Source organism: Micromonospora sp. NPDC049275 (assembly GCF_043197115.1).
Classification (GTDB): Bacteria; Actinomycetota; Actinomycetes; order Mycobacteriales; family Micromonosporaceae; genus Micromonospora.
This window is the reverse complement of sequence record NZ_JBICSN010000001.1, coordinates 1,022,483-1,040,593: the sequence shown is the minus strand read 5'-3', so window position 1 is coordinate 1,040,593 and position 18,111 is coordinate 1,022,483. Positions and strand designations below refer to the sequence as shown.

Annotated in this window: 18 protein-coding genes; 12 read left to right on the top strand and 6 right to left on the bottom strand. The window is 72.8% G+C overall.

Features of this window, described 5'->3' with window-relative positions; genetic code table 11:
* Nucleotides 1–50: 50 nt before the first annotated feature.
* Together ACGFIE_RS04870 and ACGFIE_RS04865 are read left to right on the top strand one after the other, a co-directional pair.
* Nucleotides 51–872 carry an HAD family hydrolase gene (locus ACGFIE_RS04870; protein WP_393291015.1) on the top strand — a complete coding sequence of 274 codons (822 nt, stop codon included), beginning with the start codon at nt 51–53 and terminating at the stop codon, nt 870–872.
* Nucleotides 872–1,684, top strand: coding sequence for an HAD family hydrolase (locus tag ACGFIE_RS04865; RefSeq protein WP_393291012.1), 813 nt, complete (start codon nt 872–874; stop codon nt 1,682–1,684). Before ACGFIE_RS04870 ends, ACGFIE_RS04865 begins: the two co-directional genes overlap by 1 nt.
* 9 nt (nt 1,685–1,693) lie before the next feature.
* On the opposite strand, the gene ACGFIE_RS04860 is transcribed toward ACGFIE_RS04865, so the two are convergent.
* Nucleotides 1,694–2,296, bottom strand: a complete 603-nt coding sequence (locus tag ACGFIE_RS04860) for a bacterial proteasome activator family protein (protein WP_039905022.1) — start codon at nt 2,294–2,296, stop codon at nt 1,694–1,696.
* Nucleotides 2,297–2,380: 84 nt separating this feature from the next.
* On the opposite strand from ACGFIE_RS04860, the gene ACGFIE_RS04855 reads away from it, so the two are divergent.
* Nucleotides 2,381–3,178: an alpha/beta hydrolase family protein gene (locus ACGFIE_RS04855; RefSeq protein ID WP_393291009.1), complete on the top strand. Its 798-nt coding sequence runs from the start codon at nt 2,381–2,383 to the stop codon at nt 3,176–3,178.
* A gap of 78 nt (nt 3,179–3,256) precedes the next feature.
* The gene (locus ACGFIE_RS04850) at nt 3,257–4,444 is read left to right on the top strand and encodes an ABC transporter substrate-binding protein (RefSeq protein WP_393291007.1); all 1,188 of its coding nucleotides are present in this window, start codon (nt 3,257–3,259) and stop codon (nt 4,442–4,444) included.
* 76 nt (nt 4,445–4,520) lie between these two features.
* Here the strand turns inward: ACGFIE_RS04850 and ddaH are convergent, their stop codons facing one another.
* The gene (gene ddaH, locus ACGFIE_RS04845) at nt 4,521–5,354 is read right to left on the bottom strand and encodes a dimethylargininase (RefSeq protein ID WP_363680714.1); all 834 of its coding nucleotides are present in this window, start codon (nt 5,352–5,354) and stop codon (nt 4,521–4,523) included.
* 59 nt (nt 5,355–5,413) lie between these two features.
* Here ddaH and ACGFIE_RS04840 point away from each other — a divergent pair, with 59 nt between their 5' ends.
* Both ACGFIE_RS04840 and ACGFIE_RS04835 read left to right on the top strand, forming a co-directional pair.
* On the top strand, nt 5,414–5,875 hold the full coding sequence (locus ACGFIE_RS04840) for an Lrp/AsnC family transcriptional regulator (RefSeq protein WP_007453771.1): 462 nt from the start codon (nt 5,414–5,416) through the stop codon (nt 5,873–5,875).
* 60 nt (nt 5,876–5,935) lie between these two features.
* On the top strand, nt 5,936–6,892 hold the full coding sequence (locus ACGFIE_RS04835) for a zinc-binding dehydrogenase (protein ID WP_393291003.1): 957 nt from the start codon (nt 5,936–5,938) through the stop codon (nt 6,890–6,892).
* A gap of 4 nt (nt 6,893–6,896) precedes the next feature.
* On the opposite strand, the gene ACGFIE_RS04830 is transcribed toward ACGFIE_RS04835, so the two are convergent.
* The 3 genes from ACGFIE_RS04830 to ACGFIE_RS04820 form a co-directional block, all read right to left on the bottom strand.
* The gene (locus ACGFIE_RS04830; RefSeq protein ID WP_363680716.1) at nt 6,897–8,000 is read right to left on the bottom strand and encodes a hypothetical protein; all 1,104 of its coding nucleotides are present in this window, start codon (nt 7,998–8,000) and stop codon (nt 6,897–6,899) included.
* A gap of 165 nt (nt 8,001–8,165) precedes the next feature.
* Nucleotides 8,166–8,450 carry a DUF6457 domain-containing protein gene (locus tag ACGFIE_RS04825; RefSeq protein ID WP_363680718.1) on the bottom strand — a complete coding sequence of 95 codons (285 nt, stop codon included), beginning with the start codon at nt 8,448–8,450 and terminating at the stop codon, nt 8,166–8,168.
* A complete protein-coding gene (locus tag ACGFIE_RS04820; RefSeq protein WP_393291001.1) occupies nt 8,447–9,043 on the bottom strand; it encodes a molybdenum cofactor guanylyltransferase in 597 nt (198 codons plus the stop codon). The genes ACGFIE_RS04825 and ACGFIE_RS04820 overlap by 4 nt, the downstream gene beginning before the upstream one ends.
* A 146-nt stretch (nt 9,044–9,189) precedes the next feature.
* Between ACGFIE_RS04820 and fdhD the strand changes: the two genes are divergently transcribed.
* On the top strand, nt 9,190–10,056 hold the full coding sequence (gene fdhD, locus ACGFIE_RS04815) for a formate dehydrogenase accessory sulfurtransferase FdhD (protein WP_393290998.1): 867 nt from the start codon (nt 9,190–9,192) through the stop codon (nt 10,054–10,056).
* A 113-nt stretch (nt 10,057–10,169) separates the two neighbouring features.
* Here the strand turns inward: fdhD and ACGFIE_RS04810 are convergent, their stop codons facing one another.
* Complete coding sequence (locus ACGFIE_RS04810; RefSeq protein ID WP_393290995.1) at nt 10,170–11,216, bottom strand: DUF4192 domain-containing protein; 1,047 nt, start codon at nt 11,214–11,216, stop codon at nt 10,170–10,172.
* 152 nt (nt 11,217–11,368) lie between these two features.
* Here ACGFIE_RS04810 and ACGFIE_RS04805 point away from each other — a divergent pair, with 152 nt between their 5' ends.
* From ACGFIE_RS04805 to ACGFIE_RS04785, 5 genes are all read left to right on the top strand, one after another.
* Nucleotides 11,369–12,283: a fructosamine kinase family protein gene (locus ACGFIE_RS04805; protein ID WP_393290992.1), complete on the top strand. Its 915-nt coding sequence runs from the start codon at nt 11,369–11,371 to the stop codon at nt 12,281–12,283.
* Complete coding sequence (gene moaA / locus ACGFIE_RS04800) at nt 12,280–13,293, top strand: GTP 3',8-cyclase MoaA (protein ID WP_363680728.1); 1,014 nt, start codon at nt 12,280–12,282, stop codon at nt 13,291–13,293. Before ACGFIE_RS04805 ends, moaA begins: the two co-directional genes overlap by 4 nt.
* Nucleotides 13,294–13,296: 3 nt before the next feature.
* Entirely contained in the window at nt 13,297–13,551 is a 255-nt protein-coding gene (locus ACGFIE_RS04795; RefSeq protein WP_393290989.1) for a MoaD/ThiS family protein, read from the top strand.
* A 12-nt stretch (nt 13,552–13,563) separates the two neighbouring features.
* Entirely contained in the window at nt 13,564–14,814 is a 1,251-nt protein-coding gene (locus ACGFIE_RS04790) for a metallophosphoesterase (protein WP_393290986.1), read from the top strand.
* A 61-nt stretch (nt 14,815–14,875) separates the two neighbouring features.
* Complete coding sequence (locus tag ACGFIE_RS04785; protein ID WP_393290984.1) at nt 14,876–18,064, top strand: UvrD-helicase domain-containing protein; 3,189 nt, start codon at nt 14,876–14,878, stop codon at nt 18,062–18,064.
* The last annotated feature ends 47 nt before the right edge of the window (nt 18,065–18,111 follow it).

The following is an 18,111-nucleotide window of genomic DNA, read 5'->3' as shown; positions in this document are numbered from 1 at the left end:
ACGCCGGGACCGCACGGCTGGGTGCGACGGCGGCGGGCGAAGGAGGAACCATGACCCGCCCGGGCCTACCCAAGCTGATCGCGACCGACCTCGACGGGACGCTCGTCCGCAGCGACGACACCGTCTCCGCGTACACCCATGGGGTGCTCGACCGGGTGCGCGCCGCCGGGATTCCGGTGGTCGGCGCGACCGGACGCGGCCCCCGACTGACCGAACTGACCCGCAACGACATCCGGGCCGCCGACTTCCTGGTGATGGCGGGCGGTGGGCGCGTGGTCGACCAGAGCGACCCGAGCGGCCCGGTGGTGCTCCGCGACGAGCGGCTGCCCGCCGAGGTGCTGGCCCGGCTGCTCGCCGATCTGGAGGCCGAGGTCGGCCCGCTGACGGTGATGGTCGAGGCGTCCGACGAGCAGGACGCCCCGCTCTGGGGTGACTACCACGAGAGCTGGCCCTACCAGGACCGGTTCGAGGCGCGCAGCCGCGCCGAGTGCCTCTCCTGCGACGTGATCAAGGCGTTCGCCCGCACGGCCGACCACCATGTCGACGAACTGCTCGCGGTGGCCCGCCGGATCGTCGGGCCGCAGGTCGCCACGCTCACCCAGGCCGGGCTCGGCTTCATCGAGATCTGCCCGCCGGGCGTGGACAAGGCGACCGGGCTGACGGTGGTGGCGCAGAGCCTCGGCGTCGACCCCGCCGACGTCCTGGTCTTCGGCGACATGCCCAACGACCTGCCGATGTTCGAGTGGGCCGGCTGGTCCCGGGTCGCGGTGGCCAACGCGCACCCCGCGCTGCGGGCCGCCGCCGACGAGGTGACCCTGCGCAACGACGACGACGGGGTGGCGGTGTACCTGGACCGGCTACTGTCCCGGTAATGGGAGACACCCCCGCGCTTGTCGCCACCGACATCGACGGCACGCTGATCCGCGACGACCGCACGCTCAGCCCGCGCACGGCCGACGTGCTCGCGCGGATAACCGCGCGCGGCACGCCTGTCGTCCTGGTCACCGGCCGTCCGGTCCGCTGGCTGAAGATGGTGTACGACCAGCTGGCCGAGCCACTGCCGGCGGTCTGCGCGAACGGGGCCGTCGTCTACGACCCGGTGCGGGACGAGGTGCTGCGGGCCGACCCGCTCGCGCCGCAGCACCTGGCCGAGGTGGCCCGCAGGCTTCGCGCCGAGGTGCCCGACATCAGCTTCGCGGTGGAGGTCCTGGACAGCCGGGAGATGCGGCACGAGGTGCACTACCCGCTGCGGTGGGACGCCGACCACGACCGGATCCGCCCGGTCGAGACGCCTGAGGAACTGCTGTCGGTTCCGGCGGTGAAGCTGCTCGCCCGGGCCGGTGAGCAGGACCCGGACACGTTCGTCGAGCTGATCGGCGCGGCGGTGGCGGGGTTGGCCGAGGCCACGCACTCGTCGTACTCGGGCCTGGTGGAGATCTCCGCGGCCGGGGTGACCAAGGCCGCCGGGCTCGACTGGTACTGCGATCGGCTCGGCGTGGCCGCCGCGGACGTGCTGGCCTTCGGCGACATGCCCAACGACGTGCCGATGCTGACTTGGGCCGGGCGCGGCGTGGCCGTGGCCAACGCGCACCCCGCCGTCCTCGCGGTCGCCGACGAGGTGACCGGGGCGAACTCCGAGGACGGCGTGGCGGCGTACCTGGAGAAGATCTTCGGGGCGGACTGACCGACCAGGTCAGAGGTACTGGCCGGTGTTGTGGCCCTCGCCACCGCCCGGTTGGCCGACACCCGGCATTCCGGGCACGACCCCGCCGGGGCCGCTGGGCAGCGCCTGCCGGCCGCCGCGCATCTGCTCCAGCTGCACCCGCGCCGCCATCTGCTGGGCGACGAGGGCCGCCTGGATGCCGTGGAACAGGCCCTCCAGCCAGCCGACGAGCTGGGCGTGCGCGATCCGCAGCTCGCCCTCGCTCGGGGCCTTGTCCTCCGTGAAGGGCAGCGAGATGCGCTCCAGCTCGTCGCGCAGCTCGGGGGCGAGGCCCTCCTTGAGCTCGACGATCGAGCGCTCGTGGATCTCCCGCATCCGGTTGCGGCTGGCGTCGTCCAGCGGGGCGGCCTTGACCTCCTCCAGCAACTGCTTGATCATGCTGCCGATCCGCATCACCTTGGCCGGCTGCTCGACCAGGCGGGTCGGGTCCTCACCCTGCCCCTCATCGGTCTGCATGGTGCCGATCGGCCGGCCGTCCGGACCGACCACCACCACGGTGCCGGAGTGGCCGGAGTCGTCGGGGCCGGGCTGGTCGTTCTGCTCAGCGGAGCGCGCTTCGGTCATGGGGTCCATCTTTACCCAGTCGACCCGAACCATGCCGCCCGGGACCGACTCCCTGGACCGAACCACCCGGGCGGGGCGCGCTACCGTCGCGCCATGCCTGCCGATCCCCGCGCCGTACTGACCCGGCCCGCGCCGGAGCCGGACGTGACGGTGGCCTACGGCGACCACCCGGACCAGGTCGCCGACCTGCGCCTCCCGACCGGTGCCGGCCCGGCCCGGCCGCTTGTCGTCGTGGTGCACGGTGGTTTCTGGCGGGCGGAGTACGACCGCCGGCACACGGGGCGGCTTGCCGCCGCGCTCGCGGCCGACGGCTATCCGGTGGCGCAGTTGGAGTACCGGCGTACCGGGCAGCGGGGCGGCGGCTGGCCAGGCACGTTCACCGACGCGCTGGCCGGGATCGCGGCGCTGCCGGAGCTGGCCGCCGAGGCCCTGCCCGGCCGGGTGCGCCGGACCGCGCCGATCCTCATCGGTCACTCCGCCGGCGGCCACCTGGCGTTGTACGCGGCGGCCACCGCGCCGTCGACGGTGGGTGGGGTGCTGGCCCTGGCCCCGGTGGCCGATCTTGCCGAGGCGTACCGGCTGGATCTGGACTCCGGTGCGGTGGCCGCGCTGCTCGGCGGCGGCCCGGCGGACTTCCCGGACCGGTACGCGGCAACCGATCCACGATCATTGGTACCGATAAGGACACGGACAGTAGTCGTGCACGGCTCGGGGGATCAACAGGTACCGGTGACGATGAGCAGGGAATTCGTCGTGGCAGCTCGTGCCGCAGGATCCGATATCGCCCTTGTTGAGCTGCCCGGATGTGAGCATTTCGGGCTGATCGACCCGGAGTCTTCGGCGTGGCCGCAGGTGCTCGATGTGTTGCGGTCCTTGCACGATGATCACTAGCCATTGACGCAGCGTCGCGAAGCAGGTAGAACGCCGGAGGGGCGTGTCCTGCCCTGCAACGCTCCTGGAAGGAACTCGGTGTCGCAGATGAATCGCAGGCGGGCGCTCCAACTGATGGCCGCGCTCGGTACGACCGGGTTCGCCGCCGCGTGCGGCTCCGACACCGAGGACAAGCCGACCGCTCCCAAGAGCTCGATCAAGATCGGTCTGATCGCGCCGAAGGCCGGCGGCTTCAAGTCCATCGGTGACGACATCACCAACGGCTTCCAGCTCTTCCTCGACCTGCACGGCCAGCAACTGGGCGGGCATCCCGTCGAGCTGCTGACCGCCGACGAGGGCGACAACGCCAACACCGGCAAGGCCGCCGTCGAGAAGCTGCTCAAGCAGAACGTGCTGGCGCTGACCGGCGTGGTCAACTCGGCGGTGATGGTAAACATCCGCGACACCGTGGAGGAGGCCCGGGTCCCGCTCATCGGCTCGAACGCCTCGCCGAGCACCCTGCAGAGCGTCGTCTACATCTGGCGTACGTCGTACGTGCTGGACGAGGCCGGTCGGGCGCTGGGCCGGTACCTGCGCGACCAGCTACCGGCGAACGGCCGGGTCGCGATCATCGTGCCGGAGAACGTGGGCAGTCCGGACGTCGTGCGGGGCTTCAAGCAGGAGTTCCCCCCCGGCGACCCGCGCATCGCCAACCCGGTGACCACCACCAGCCCGACGCCGAACCCGGGCAAGGCCACCTACCAGGCGGACATCGAGAAGGCGCTGCGCAAGGACCCGACCGCCGTCTTCTGCTTCTTCGCGGGCGCGGCCGCCGTGGAGTTCATCAAGCAACTGCGCGACCAGTTCGACGGCCCCATCTACGCGCCGGGCTTCCTCACCGAGGGCAGCGTGCTGGAGAGCCTGGGACGGGACGCGCTGGGCATCCAGACCGCTCTCAACTACTCGGCCGACCTCAACAACACGTCGAACCGGGTCTTCGCCTCCGCCTACCGCAAGAAGCACCAGACCACGCCGACGACGTACGCGATGGCGTCGTACGACGCGGCTCAGGTCCTCGACCAGGCGATCCAGCTGACCGGTGGTTCGCCCACCCCGCAGCAGGTCAACCTGGCGCTGGGCCGGATCGGCCAGATCGACAGCCCGCGCGGCATCTGGCAGTTCAACCAGCCGCGTACGCCGCAGCAGAAGTGGTACCTGCGGGAGGTCCAGCGCGACGGTCAGGTCATGTCGAACGTGCTGATCAACGAGCTGGCCACGCTCGGCTGAACCGCCGACCAGAAGCAGCAGCAGGGGCCGGCCTCCGACGGGAGGCTGGCCCCTGCCGTACGCGGCAGTGTTCGGGTCAGTGCCGCAGTTCGGCGATGCAGCACTTCACGCTGCCGCCGCCCTTCTTGAGCTCGGCCAGCTCGACCGGCACCGGGGTGTAGCCGGCGGCCTTGAGCTTGCCGGCCAGCCGGGTGGCCTCGCTGTTGAGCACCACGTTCGCGCCGTCGCTCACCAGGTTCAACCCGAAGGCCATGGCGTCCTCGTCGTCGGCGATCACCGCGTCCGGGAAGAGCTGGGTGAGCACCCGCTGGCTGGCCGCCGAGAACGCGCCCGGGAAGTAGACGACGTTCGCGTCGTCGAGCGCGGCGAGCGCCACGTCCAGGTGGTAGAAGCGGGGGTCGATCAGCCGCAGCGACACCACCGGCCGGCCCAGCACCTCCTGCGCCTCGGCGTGCGCCGCGATCTCGGTACGGAAGCCGTGCCCGGCCAGGATGAGCCCGCCGTGCGCCTCCGGCACGTACGCGAAGTCACCCTCGCCCTCGTTGGTCTCGCTCGGCGCGACGAACCGCCAGCCCTGCTCCGCGTAGAACGCGTGGTGCGCGGCGGCCTCACCGGCCCGCTGCTCGTGCTTGAACCGGGCGCCGTAGACGCTGCCGTCGACCACGAAGGCGCCGTTGGCGGCGTACACCATGTCGGGCAGTCCGGGCTCCGGCGTGAGCAGGTGCACCTCGTGGCCGAGGCCGACAAGCGTCTCGCGCAGGCGGTCCCACTGCTTGACGGCCAGTTCCCGGTCCACCGGGGTGGTGACGTCCATCCACGGATTGATCGCGTACTCGACCGCGAATTGCTCGGGCGAGCACATGAGATATGTCCGCTTTCGCGAGACTCGCTGCTGGTTCACGGTCACCAAGAGTAGGTACCGTTGAACTTTGGTAACAGCCACAACCATTGCTTCCCAGAGGCGGAACGTTGCAGATAGACGCCGTTGACCAGCGGATCATTGCGTTGCTCGTCGCCGACGCCCGCGCGTCGTACGCCGACATCGGCACCCGGGTGTCACTCTCCGCCCCGGCGGTCAAGCGCCGGGTGGACCGACTACGCGCCACCGGCGTGATCAGGGGATTCACCGCCGTCGTGGACCCGGCCGCCGTGGGCTGGACCACCGAAGCGTTCGTCGAGCTGTTCTGCGCCGGCCGGACCACCCCCGCGCAGATCGGCGTGGCCGCCCGTCGGCACCCGGAGGTGGTGGGCGCGTACACCGTCTCCGGCGAGGCGGACGCGCTTGTGCACCTGCGGGCCGCCGACATCGCCCACCTGGAGGCGGCGCTGGAACGGCTGCGCGCCGAGTCGTTCGTGACGTCCACCCGCAGCACCATCGTGCTGTCCCGGCTGGTCGAGTCCCCCGGCGTCGGGCCGTCCACCCGAGCTTGACCTCAAGCGCAGTTGAGGTGTTGGACTCGTGGCGGCCTGGTACGACACGAGGGGGACTTCATGCGGGCGATCTGGTTACGTGAGTTCGGCGGCCCCGAGGCCCTGGTGCCCGGCCCGACGCCCGACCCGGCGCCCGGCCCCGGCCAAGTGCTCATCGACGTCGCCCATGCCAACATCACCTTCGTCGAGACGCAGCAGCGCTCGGGACGTCCCGGACCGTTCCGGGTCACCCCACCGCTGATCCCCGGCAACGGCGTCGGCGGGGTGATCGCCGCCGTCGGGCCGGACGTCGACCCGGCCCGCATCGGGCAACGGGTGGTAAGCGCCACCGGCGGCTCCGGCGGGTACGCCGAACGGGTCGTGGTGGACGCGGCCGCGCCGATCGAGGTGCCGGCCGGGCTGGCCCTGGACGCTGCCGTGGCGCTGCTGGCCGACGGGCGTACCGCCGCGATGCTCGTCGACGCGGTAGACGTCCGCCCCGGTGACCGCGTGCTGGTCGAGGCAGCCGCGGGCGGTGTGGGTAGCCTGCTCGTCCAACTCGCGGCGCGGGCTGGCGCACGGGTGATCGGCGCGGCCGGGGGGCCACGCAAGGTGGAACTGTTGCCCGACCTGGGCGCCGAGATGGCAGTCGACTACCTGCTGCCCGGCTGGGCCGACGGGATCCGGGACACGCTGGGTGGGGTCGACGTCGTCCTCGACGGCGTCGGCGGGTCCATCGCCCGGACGGCGTTCGAGCTGCTCGACCCGGGCGGCCGCATGGTCAGCTTCGGGTTGGCCAGCGGCGAGTGGTCCCCGGTGCCACCGGAGGCAGCCGCCGCACGCCAGGTCACGCTGGTCCGGCCGGACGTGCCGCCCGCGCGGCTGCGGGCGCACACCCTCCAGGCGCTGGCGGACGCGGCGGCCGGCCAGCTCCGGCCGCTGATCGGCCAGCGCTTCCCGCTGGAACGCGCCGCCGACGCGCACGCCGCCATCGAGGCGCGCGCGACGGTCGGCAAGACCCTGCTGGACGTGGCCTAGAGCCCTACAGGTACATGCCGGTGCGAGGCTCCGACTCGTCGCGCCGGACCGGCTTGTCACCCTCACCGAAGAACCGCTTGCCACCGAACTCGCCGTGCAGGCGGTCGTCCAGCTCGTCGGCGAGGCCGGTCATCACCTGCACCGCAAGCATGAGGTGGGTGGCCTGGAAGTTGCGGCCGAAGACCGGGATGGAGGCCCAGACCGTGTCGTCCGCGCAGTAGAGGCGACCGATCGGCATCCGGTTGGTCAGCTCCGACAGCTTGACGTAGAGCCGTTCGGTCGGCTCCACCTCGGTGAGCACCGGAGAGAAGACGTCCACCAGGGGCGGGTTGTCGCGCACCCGCACGAAGACCATCGCCGAGCCGGCCCGGATGGTGATGTCACCGTCCGAGTCGATCTGCAACCGCTCGGCGTCGGACTTCAGCATCGTGGACACCACCGTGCGGACGCGGTCCGCCAGATCGAGCACGTCGTCCCGCTCGGTCTGCGCGGCGGCCGCCTCGGCCAGCGCCTCCTCCAGGTCACCCTCGACGTCGGAGTCCGGCCCGAACTCGCTACGCGCGGTCCCCAGCGGCTCCACCGTCAACGGCTCACCCTCGGCGTCGTTGACCACGTACACGAGGAAGGCCGGGTGCGGGGCGCCGTACACGTCGCGCAACGTGCGGGACAGCAGCGGGGCGATCCGGGCGGCCTCCGCCGTCGTACCGTCCAGCCCGAACGAGCCGCCGGAGCCGGCCACCACACCGGGCGGTGACCAGCCCAGCGCCACCATGTCCGCCACCGCGGCACGGTCCAGCCGGTAGCCCTGCGGCAGGGCGGCGTTGCCGACGGCCCGAGCGGAGAGCCCGCCGTCGCCGTTCACCTCGACGCTTATCGAGTAGACGGCATCCCCCGTGCCCGAGGCGGTGGGGTCGAGGGTCAGTTCGAGGTGCGCGCCGGCGGGCAGCTCCCGCAGCCGCAGGGCGAGCATCCGGGCGAACTCCCGCCACGCCTCCGTCACCTTGGCGCGCAGGTCGGTGGTGCTGGGCTCGTCGAGCAGGATCGACTCCGCCGGCTCGGATGCGCCGTCGGGCTCACCGTCCGGCGCCGAGGGGTGGTCAGCCGTCATGATCGCCTCCGTCCGTCACGATCACCCTACCCACGCCGTCCGGGCGTCGAATCAGCCCGGACCGGCATCGGACACCGGCCGGCCGGCAGCCGTCCGTCCGCTCGCCATCGCGACGGCCTGGTCGTGGGACTACCGCCGGGCCGGTCAGGTGGTGGGATCCTCGGGTCAGGTGGTGGGATCGTCGGACGGGGCGGTGGGATCGTCGGGGTCGGCGCCCAGCCGGACCGGCCAGTCGGCAGCGAGGGCGCTGAGCCGGGCCGCAGCGGCCGCCGGGTCGGCACCCCTGCCGACGGCCAACCCGAGCAGGTACGCGGTGACCGGCGCCCCGGGCCGCAGCACCTGGTGGGCGACATCGCGGGCCAGGTCCAGCACCGCCGACACCGGCACCTCGGTCGGGTCCAGACCCACCTCGGCGCAGGCTGCCGTGACCCAGTCGTCAAGCACCGTCATCGCACCCACTCCTCAGCCCGGCGTACGTCCTCGTCAGTGTCGCAGTCGAACCAGGGCGGCGGACCGTCACCGGCCCACGGCACCTCCCGGACGACGAGACCGGCCAACAGCCCCCGTACCGGAGCACCGGCCAGGCTGCCGCCCCGCTCGGTGGCCAGCCGGGCCAGCCCGGCCCGCAGCGCGGCGACTCGCCACACTCCACACAGCGACTGCCGCCGACCGTCCGCGTCGACGAAGCACACCCCGTCGTCGGCCGGATTAAGGTGGGTGAGCAGGTCGCCGATCGCGGCGCGGGTGAGCAGTGGGAGGTCGGCGGCGAGCAACGCGACAAGCGTCGTGTCGGGGTCGAGCAGTGCCAGCCCTGCTGCCGTCGCGGCGACCGGCCCGCCGCCGGGAGGATCCTCGCGGGTGACCCGTACACCGTCCGGAACGTCGTCACCCGGCCCGACCAGCACCCGTGGCGCGGCATCGCCCACGGCGGCCAGCACCCGGTCACGCATCGACAGGCCACCGACCGGAAGCGCGGGCTTGTCCACCCCGCCCATCCGTCGGGCGGCCCCACCCGCGAGCACCACGGCGGCGTACGTCCCCATTCGGTCACGGTAGCTGTAGCGACGGCCGTGCGGCGCGCGCCGCCGGGTGCCCTGAGCTACCTGATGCCCCGGCGTCGGCTTGCGCTGGCGGGTGCCTGGTGACGGCGGCCGTGCGAACGTGCCGGGGTGGGGTGCAGGATGGCGGGATGGGACGGGCGACTGACCGACGGGGCGTGCTGCGGATCGACCTGGACGCGACGGCCGACGGTCGCGCAGCCGTCCGACGGCCGGACACCCTTGCGGTGGAGGAGCCGCTGGAGATCCGAGTCGGCGCGGCCGGCCCCGGCCGCCGGAAGCCCTTGGCGGTCACCATGCGTACCCCTGGTGACGATCTGGACCTGGCGATCGGGTTCCTGCTGACCGAGGGGCTGATCCGGTCGACAGACGATGTGCTGACCGCCCAGCTCTGCGCCGGCGCGGAGACTCCGAACACGTACAACGTGGTGGACGTGGTGCTCGCCCCCGGCGTGCCGGAACCGACCACCGACCCGTCCCGGAACTTCTACACCACCAGTTCCTGTGGGGTGTGCGGCAAGGCGAGCATCGACGCGATCCGGACGCGGTCGCTGTTCGACGTCACGGCTGACCCGCTCACCGTGCCGGCCGCCCTCCTCGCCGAACTGCCCGACCGTTTGCGCGCCGCCCAGCGCGCCTTCGACCGCACCGGCGGGCTGCACGCGGCGGGCCTGTTCAGCCCGACCGGCGAGCTGGTGGTGCTGCGGGAGGACGTGGGCCGGCACAACGCCGTGGACAAGGTGATCGGGTGGGCGGTGCGGGAACGCCGGCTGCCGCTGACCGGGCACCTGCTGCTGGTGTCCGGCCGGGCCAGCTTCGAGCTGACCCAGAAGGCGTGGATGGCCGGCCTGCCGCTGCTGGCGGCGGTGTCCGCGCCGAGCACCCTCGCCGTCGAGCTGGCCGAGGAGGCGGGCATGACGCTTGTCGGCTTCCTGCGCGGCCCGACCATGAACGTCTACGCCGGCCCGCAGAGGATCACTGTCGACCAGCCGGCTTGATCGACTCGGGTTCGCTGATCTTGGGGTGTCCCGGTTGCGGGGATACCCCGAGTTCCATGAAGTGGAGCCGACCGCAGGGGTCGACACGTGGGCGACGGCCGGCGGTGGGCCCGTCAGCGCCGGCCACGTCGACGCCGCTTTCGTGGCCGCACGACGCCGGGCATCCCGACCGACGGCCAGCCGTCCAGCTCGGACGGCGGTACACCGCGCCGGAGCAGGTCGTCCAGGAGCAGGGCCAGCGAGTAGTCGGGGTGCAGGCCCAGCGTGCGCTCCAGCGCGACAGCAGCCAGCGCCCCCTGCCCCGCTCGCCAGGCCGCGAACGCCAACAACGAGCCCGGGGCGGCGGTCAGCTCCGGCTCGGCCCGGCGCAGCACGTCGGTCCAGAGGGCGATGTCCCGGTCACGACCGTCGGTGCGCTCCCAGGCGTGGTCCCGCACCGGCAGGTGACTCAGCAGCAGGCTCAACCAGGCCACCTCGTCGTCGTCGAGCCGCTCACCGCGCCGCTGCCGACGTTGCGCATCGCGGACCGCCGCGACACCGGCGGAGCGCAGTGCCCGCCCGCCGAGCAGGTCGCTCGCGGGTGCCTGCTCGACCAGCTCGACCAGTCGCCGTTCGGCACGCACGGTGGCCGCGCGCAGCGCATCGCGGGCCGGGCCGTCCACCGGCGACACCTGCGCCGCGAGGGCCGCCCGGTCGGGCAGCGCGACCTGACCGGCGAACACAGCAGACGCGGTCACCGGGTTGGCCGTCGGGTCGTAGCGCCGGCCCTCGGGTGGGCAGCAGGCCGCCTCGGTGCACAGGTAGGACCACCACCGGCCGTCGGTCACCCGCAGCGCGTCGAGCACCTCCAGGCCGAGGCCGGTCAGGGCGGCCCGCACCGCGTCCACGCTCGGGGTGACCCGGTCGGGCGGCCCGTAACCCACGACGGTGGCGGCCTCCGCGCCCTGTCGATGGATCACCCCGGCCAGGTGCCGGGCGCGGTCGGCCGGGTCCGTGCCAGGATCGGGCAGGTCGGCGCGGGCGGCGAAGATGATCTGCCGGCCGCGTAGGGCCACCGCGACCACGCTGTCGGCGGGATGGAAGCCGAGCAGGTACGGCACGGCGGCGAGCAGGTCGGCGGGTGAGCGGACGGAGAGCTTCGCACGTTCGGTCGAGGTCATGCCGGCAGCCTGCGGCGAGCCCACCCGGCCGCGCGGCCCCTGTGGATGACACGCGGCTTATCCACAATTACTGAGCGTATTCATGCAGGTGGACGCGTTTCGATGTGCTCACACGGCGTCGCGGTGTCGTCGGCAGCGGCTACCGTGCGCTGATGGACCTGGCGTACCTGCGCGCGCACCCGGCACACCTGCCGACGTTCCGCACCCATCAGCGACTCCGCGAGACGCCTGTCGCCGGGGGAAACATCTGCGCCGCCGCCCGGCTCACCCTGGACGACGGTCACTCGGTCTTCGCCAAGTCCTGGCCGGAGCGGGCCGAGCGTCCGGTGCCCGAGGGCTTCTTCGCCGCCGAGGCCGCCGGGCTGCGCTGGCTGCGGGAGGCAGACGCGATCGGCGTACCCGAGGTGATCGTGGCGTTGCCCGACCTGCTGGCGCTCGACTGGGTGGAGCCCGGCGAGCCGACGCCGGAGGCGGCCGAACGCTTCGGTCGGGAGCTCGCCGGCCTGCACCGGGCCGGCGCACCGGCCTTCGGTGCGGCCTGGGCCGGCTTCATCGGCGCGATCGAGCAGGACAACACCGCTGACGACGGCCCCTGGTCGACCTGGTTCGCCAGGCGTCGACTCGCCCCCTACCTGCGGCTGTCTGTCGACGGCGGCGCGCTCGGCAGCGCCGATGCCGCGCTTGTCGAGCAGGTGATCGACCGGGTCGGCGAGTTCGGCGGAGACGAGCCACCGGCACGGGTCCACGGCGACCTGTGGCCGGGCAACGTGCTGTGGGGCGTCGACGAGCGGGCCTGGCTGGTCGACCCGGCGGCGCACGGCGGCCACCGCGAAACCGACCTCGCCCAACTGGCGCTCTTCGGCGGCGTCGCGTACCTGGATCGGGTGCTGGCCGCCTACCGGGAGAGTTGGCCGCTGTCCGACGGTTGGCGCGATCGGGTGCCGCTGCACCAGCTGCATCTGCTGCTCGTGCACACCGTGCTGTTCGGGGCGGGCTACCGCGATGCGGTCGTCGAACTCGCCCGAGCCGCCCTGGGCAGCGTCGAGCGCGCTACGGTCGACCGGTGACTGTCGCCCCGCGGACCGACGGCGTCCTCGTCGACCGGTACGGCCGTGTCGCGCGGGACCTGCGCGTGTCCCTCACCGACAAGTGCAACCTGCGCTGCACGTACTGCATGCCGGCCGAGGGGCTGCCCTGGTTGGCCGGCCCCGAGCTGCTCACCGACGAGGAGATCGTCCGGCTGGTCCGGGTGGCCGTCGAACGGCTCGGCGTGACCGAGGTGCGGTTCACCGGCGGGGAGCCGCTGATCCGACCCGGGTTGCTGGGCATCGTGACCGCGGTCGCCGCGCTCGACCCCCGCCCACGGATCTCGCTCACCACGAACGGCATCGGTCTGGACCGGCTGGCACCCGCACTGCGTACGGCCGGCCTGGACCGGGTGAACGTCTCGCTGGACACGCTGGACACCGCCCGGTTCACCCAGCTCACCCGCCGTCCCCGCCTCGACGCGGTGCTGGCGGGGCTCGCCGGGGCGGCCGCCGCCGGGCTCCATCCCGTGAAGATCAACTCGGTGTTGATGCGCGGCGTCAACGAGGACGAGGCACCCGCGCTGCTCCGCTTCGCGCTCGACCACGGCTACCAACTGCGGATCATCGAGCAGATGCCGCTGGACGCGCAGCACGGCTGGGACCGGAGCACGATGGTCACCGCCGAGGAGATCCTGGCCTCCCTGCGTACCCAATTCGATCTCGGTCCCGACCCGACCGAGCGCGGCGCGGCGCCCGCCGAGACCTGGCTGGTCGACGGCGGCCCGGCCCGGGTCGGTGTGATCGCCAGCGTGACCCGGCCCTTCTGCGGCGACTGCGACCGCACCCGGCTGACCGCCGACGGCCAGATCCGCGCCTGCCTGTTCGCCACCGAGGAGTCCGACCTGCGGGCGGCGCTGCGCGGCGGCGCGACCGACGACGAGGTGGCGCAGCGGTGGCGCACCGCGATGTGGGGCAAGCGCGCGGGGCACGGCATCGACGACCCCACCTTCCTTCAGCCGACCCGTCCGATGTCCGCGATCGGGGGTTGACCCGTGGAGCCGAGACCGCTTACCGTCCGCTACTTCGCCGGTGCGCGCGCCGCCGCCGGCCTCGCCGAGGAGGCCACTCCCGCCGGCCGGTCACTCGACGACCTCACCACCGAGTTGGCCCAGCGGCACGGCGACCGGCTCGCCGCCGTGCTGCGGGTGGCCAGTTTTCTCGTGGACGGCGTCGCCTGTCATGATCGTCGGGCACCCCTGCCGGGCGGGGCCACGATCGATGTCCTGCCCCCGTTCGCGGGCGGCTGAGGGGGGCGCACAATGTTGGCGGTTCTGGGGTTCATGGGCGTCCTGGCGCTGGTCACCGGTCTCATCCACCTCTACCTGTGGAAGCGCCTCATCCGGGACACCACCACGCCGGGTCGCTGGCGACGGACCGGCGGGATCGTCGCCCTGGTTCTGGCGGTCCTCGTACCGGCCACCCTCGTCGGCACGCAGGCCGGCCTCTACTGGCTCGCCTGGCCCGGCTACCTGTGGCTCGCGGTGATGTTCTACCTGCTGGTCACGCTCGTCGTGCTGGAAGTGCCGATGCTCGTCGCCCGGCTCGTGCTGCGCCGCCGGGTGACCGCCGCCGAGCCGACCACCGCCGCGCCCGAGCCGGCGCTGGTCGGGGCCGCCGGTCCCGCCGATCCGCCGGCCACCGGCGCCGTCACGGCGCCGGACCACGACCCGGCCCGCCGGCTGCTGCTGGCCCGCGGCGCCGCCATCTTCGCCGGCCTCACCGCCACCGGCATCACGGGGTACGGCGTCCGCACGGCACTCGGCCCGCCCCAACTCGACCGGGTGCAGATCCCGCTGAGCAAACTCCCGCGCAGCATGGACGGCCTCCGCATCGCCACCGTCTCGGACATCCACCTCGGCCCGCTGCGCGGGCGTGCGCACACCGAGCGGATCGTCGCCGCGATCAACCGTCTCGACGCGGACCTGGTCGCGGTCGTCGGTGACCTCGTCGACGGCTCGGTCGCCGAGCTGGGCCCGGCCGCCGCGCCGCTGCGTGACCTGCGCTCCCGGTACGGCAACTTCTTCGTCACTGGCAACCACGAGTACTACTCCGGGGTGGAGGAGTGGGTCCAGGAGGTGGACCGTCTCGGCCTGCGGGTGCTGCAGAACCGTCGGCAGGAGATCCAGGCCCGGGGCGGTGTGCTCGACCTGGCCGGCGTGAACGACCTGGACGCGGACCCGGCGGGCACCGGCCTCGCCGCCGGGCCGGACTTCGCCGCCGCCCTCGGTGACCGCGATCCGAGCCGCCCGGTCGTCCTGCTCGCGCACCAGCCCCTCGCCGCGAAGCAGGCGGCCCGCTACGGCGTGGACCTGCAACTCTCCGGGCACACCCACGGTGGGCAGGTGGTGCCGTTCAACCTGGTCGTCGGCCTGGCACAGCCGGTGGTCAGCGGCCTCGGCGAGGTCGACGGCACGAAGGTCTACGTGACAAACGGCGCCGGTTTCTGGGGCCCGCCCGTGCGGGTGGGCGCCAAGCCGCAGATCAGCCTCGTCGAGTTGCGCTCGGCATAGCGGACGTCACGTCCGCGCGTGGCGGAAGGCGGCCCGCGCGGCGGGCGTGACAGGATGCGGCGTGCCCCCGTTCAGCGCCGTACCCCCCGGTGGCCTCCCGCCCTTCGTCGCGGACCTGCACATCCACTCGAAGTACTCGCGCGCGTGCAGCCGTGACCTGACGTTGCCGACCCTCGGGTGGTGGGCGCGACGCAAGGGCATCGCCCTGCTCGGCACCGGCGACTTCACCCACCCCGCCTGGTACGACCATCTCGCCGAGACGCTGCGGCCGGCCGAGCCGGGCCTCTACCGGCTAGACCCGGAGGCGGAGCGCGACATCGCCCGCCGACTGCCGCCGCGACTCGCCGGCACGACCGACGCGGACGCGGTCCGGTTCATGCTGAGCGTGGAGATCTCCACCATCTACAAGCGGGACGACCGGACCCGCAAGGTCCACCACCTGATCTACCTGCCCGACCTGGAGTCGGTGGCCCGGTTCAACACCGCGCTCGGTCGGATCGGCAACCTCGGCTCCGACGGCCGACCGATCCTCGGCCTGGACTCGCGGGACCTGCTGGAGATCACCCTGGAGGCGAGCCCGGACGGCTATCTCGTCCCGGCGCACATCTGGACGCCGTGGTTCTCCGCGTTGGGCTCGAAGTCCGGCTTCGACGCGATCGCCGACTGCTACGCCGACCTGGCCGAGCACATCTTCGCCGTGGAGACCGGCCTCTCGTCCGACCCGGCCATGAACTGGCGCGTCGGCAGCCTGGACGGTTACCAGCTCGTCTCCAACTCGGACGCGCACTCGCCACCGGCCCTGGGCCGGGAGGCGACAGTGCTGACCGCCGAGCGGGACTACTTCGCCGTCCGGGAGGCGCTGCGTACCGGCGACGGGCTGGCCGGCACCATCGAGTTCTTCCCGGAGGAGGGCAAGTACCACGCGGACGGGCACCGACTGTGCGGGGTCAACTGGACCCCGGAGCGCACCCGGACGGCCGGCGGGCGCTGCCCCGAGTGCGGCAAGCCCCTCACCGTGGGCGTCCTCAGCCGGATCGAGGAGCTGGCCGACCGCCCCGAGGGGCACCGGCCGGCGCACGCCCGGGACGTCACCCACCTGGTGCCGCTCGCCGAGATCCTTGGCGAGATCAACAAGGTGGGCGCCCGCTCGAAGAAGGTCGAGGGCCGACTCAACGAGTTGCTCGCCGCACTCGGCCCCGAGCTGGAGATCCTGACCACGACGCCGTTGTCGGACATCGCGCAGGTCGGCGGGGAGCTGCTCGCGGAGGGCATCGGGCGGTTGCGCCGCGGCGACGTACGCCGGGTGCCGGGGTACGACGGCGAGTACGGGGTGATCACCCTGTTCGACCCGGCGGAGCTGGGCACGGGCGCGGGCACGGCACAGGAGACGCTCTTCGACGTACCCGTGCCGGCGCAGCGGCGGCCCGCGGAGCCGGCGGCGAAAGCCACGGTCAAGCGCCCGGCGGCGGCCAAGGCGGAGCCGAAGCGCAAGCCGGCGCCCGCGCCGCCGATCGCGTCGCCGCCGTCACCGCACGAGCCGTTCGAGCCGATGCTCTCCGGGATGGAGGAGGTCGGCACCGGCCTGCTGGACCGCCTGGACGCCATGCAGCGGGTGGCAGCGTCCGCGCCCGGTGGGCCCCTGCTCATCGTGGCCGGTCCGGGCACCGGCAAGACCCGGACGCTCACCCACCGGATCGCGTACCTGTGCGCGGAGCTGAACGTCTTTCCCGAGCACTGCCTCGCGATCACCTTCACCCGACGGGCGGCCGAGGAACTGCGCCACCGCCTCGACGGTCTGCTCGGCCCGGTCGCCGAGGACGTCACAGTGGGCACGTTCCACGCGCTGGGGTTGACCATCCTGCGGGAGAACGCGGACGCGGCGGGCCTGCCGGCCGGGTTCCGGATCGCCGACGACGCCGAGCGGGCGGCGGCTCGCTCGGAGGCGGGCGACGATCTCGCCGCCTACACGGCGCTGCTGCGCAAGCAGGACCTGGTTGACCTGGACGAGCTGGTGAGCCTTCCGGTGGAGCTGCTGCGGGCCGACCGCAAGCTGGTCGAGCGGTACCGGGACCGTTGGCGGTGGATCTTCGTCGACGAGTACCAGGACGTCGACGCGGTGCAGTACGAGCTGCTGCGCCTACTCAGCCCCGCCGACGGCAACCTCTGCGCGATCGGTGACCCGGACCAGGCGATCTACTCGTTCCGGGGCGCCGACGTCGGCTACTTCCTGCGTTTCTCGCAGGACTTCACGGACGCCCGGCTGGTCCGGCTCAACCGCAACTACCGTTCGTCCGCCCCCATCCTGGCCGCCGCCGTGCAGGCCATCGCACCGTCCTCGCTGGTCCGGGGCCGGCGGCTGGACCCGGCGCGACTCGATCCGGAAGCCCCGCTCGTCGGGCGGTACCCGGCGGCGTCCGTCGCCGAGGAGGCCGACTTCGTGGTGCGTACCGTCGACGAGCTGGTCGGCGGCCTGTCCCACCGTTCGCTGGACTCGGGCCGGATCGACGGCCGGTCCACCTCGCTGTCGTTCTCCGACATCGCCGTGCTGTACCGCACCGACGCGCAGGCCGCCCCGATCGTGGACGCCCTGACCAGGGCCAACATCCCGGTGCAGAAGCGCTCGCACGACCGCCTGCGGGACCGGCCCGGCGTGGCGGCCATCGCCCGCGAACTGCGGCACGCCGACGGGCTGGCCGGCTCGCTTGCCGCCCGGGTGCGCCTGGCCGGACAGGTGGTCGCCGAGCGGTTCGCGGTGCCCACCCTGGACGGCGCGGGCAGCACCGTCCGCCCCGACGACGTCCGCTCGGCGGTGGACCTGCTGACCCCGCTGGCCCGCCGCTGCGGCGACGAGCTGGAGACCTTCCTGTCGCAGCTGGCCACCGGCGCGGAGGTGGACGCGCTCGACCCGCGCGCCGAGGCGGTCACCCTGCTCACCCTGCACGCCGCGAAGGGCCTCGAGTTCCCGGTGGTCTTCCTGGTCGGCGTGGAGGACGGGCTGCTGCCGCTGCGCTGGCCGGGCTCGACGCCCGACGAGGACGCGGTAGCCGAGGAACGCCGACTCTTCTTCGTCGGCCTGACCCGGGCCCAGGACCGGCTGTACGTCAGCCACGCCGCCCGCCGGACCCGCCACGGCGTGGAACGCGACTGCGCGCCGTCGCCGTTCCTCGCCACGATCGACCCGGGCCTGTTCGAACGGTTCGGCGATACCGAACCACGCCGCCCCAAGGACCGCCAACTCCGCCTGATCTAACCCCCACCCTTCTCGGTTGATCATGAAGTTGTTGCCGACCACATCGG

What these genes read in the sequence shown, in the direction of transcription:
- ACGFIE_RS04820 (WP_393291001.1), bottom strand. Translation starts at nt 9,043, where the DNA reads ATGGGGACGTACGCCGCCGTGGTGCTCGCGGGTGGGGCCGCCCGACGG.
- ACGFIE_RS04835 (WP_393291003.1), top strand. Translation starts at nt 5,936, where the DNA reads ATGCGGGCGATCTGGTTACGTGAGTTCGGCGGCCCCGAGGCCCTGGTG.
- ACGFIE_RS04805 (WP_393290992.1), top strand. Translation starts at nt 11,369, where the DNA reads ATGGACCTGGCGTACCTGCGCGCGCACCCGGCACACCTGCCGACGTTC.
- ACGFIE_RS04860 (WP_039905022.1), bottom strand. Translation starts at nt 2,296, where the DNA reads ATGGACCCCATGACCGAAGCGCGCTCCGCTGAGCAGAACGACCAGCCC.
- ACGFIE_RS04855 (WP_393291009.1), top strand. Translation starts at nt 2,381, where the DNA reads ATGCCTGCCGATCCCCGCGCCGTACTGACCCGGCCCGCGCCGGAGCCG.
- fdhD (WP_393290998.1), top strand. Translation starts at nt 9,190, where the DNA reads ATGGGACGGGCGACTGACCGACGGGGCGTGCTGCGGATCGACCTGGAC.
- ACGFIE_RS04790 (WP_393290986.1), top strand. Translation starts at nt 13,564, where the DNA reads ATGTTGGCGGTTCTGGGGTTCATGGGCGTCCTGGCGCTGGTCACCGGT.
- ACGFIE_RS04865 (WP_393291012.1), top strand. Translation starts at nt 872, where the DNA reads ATGGGAGACACCCCCGCGCTTGTCGCCACCGACATCGACGGCACGCTG.
- ACGFIE_RS04810 (WP_393290995.1), bottom strand. Translation starts at nt 11,216, where the DNA reads ATGACCTCGACCGAACGTGCGAAGCTCTCCGTCCGCTCACCCGCCGAC.
- ACGFIE_RS04870 (WP_393291015.1), top strand. Translation starts at nt 51, where the DNA reads ATGACCCGCCCGGGCCTACCCAAGCTGATCGCGACCGACCTCGACGGG.
- ACGFIE_RS04830 (WP_363680716.1), bottom strand. Translation starts at nt 8,000, where the DNA reads ATGACGGCTGACCACCCCTCGGCGCCGGACGGTGAGCCCGACGGCGCA.
- ACGFIE_RS04825 (WP_363680718.1), bottom strand. Translation starts at nt 8,450, where the DNA reads ATGACGGTGCTTGACGACTGGGTCACGGCAGCCTGCGCCGAGGTGGGT.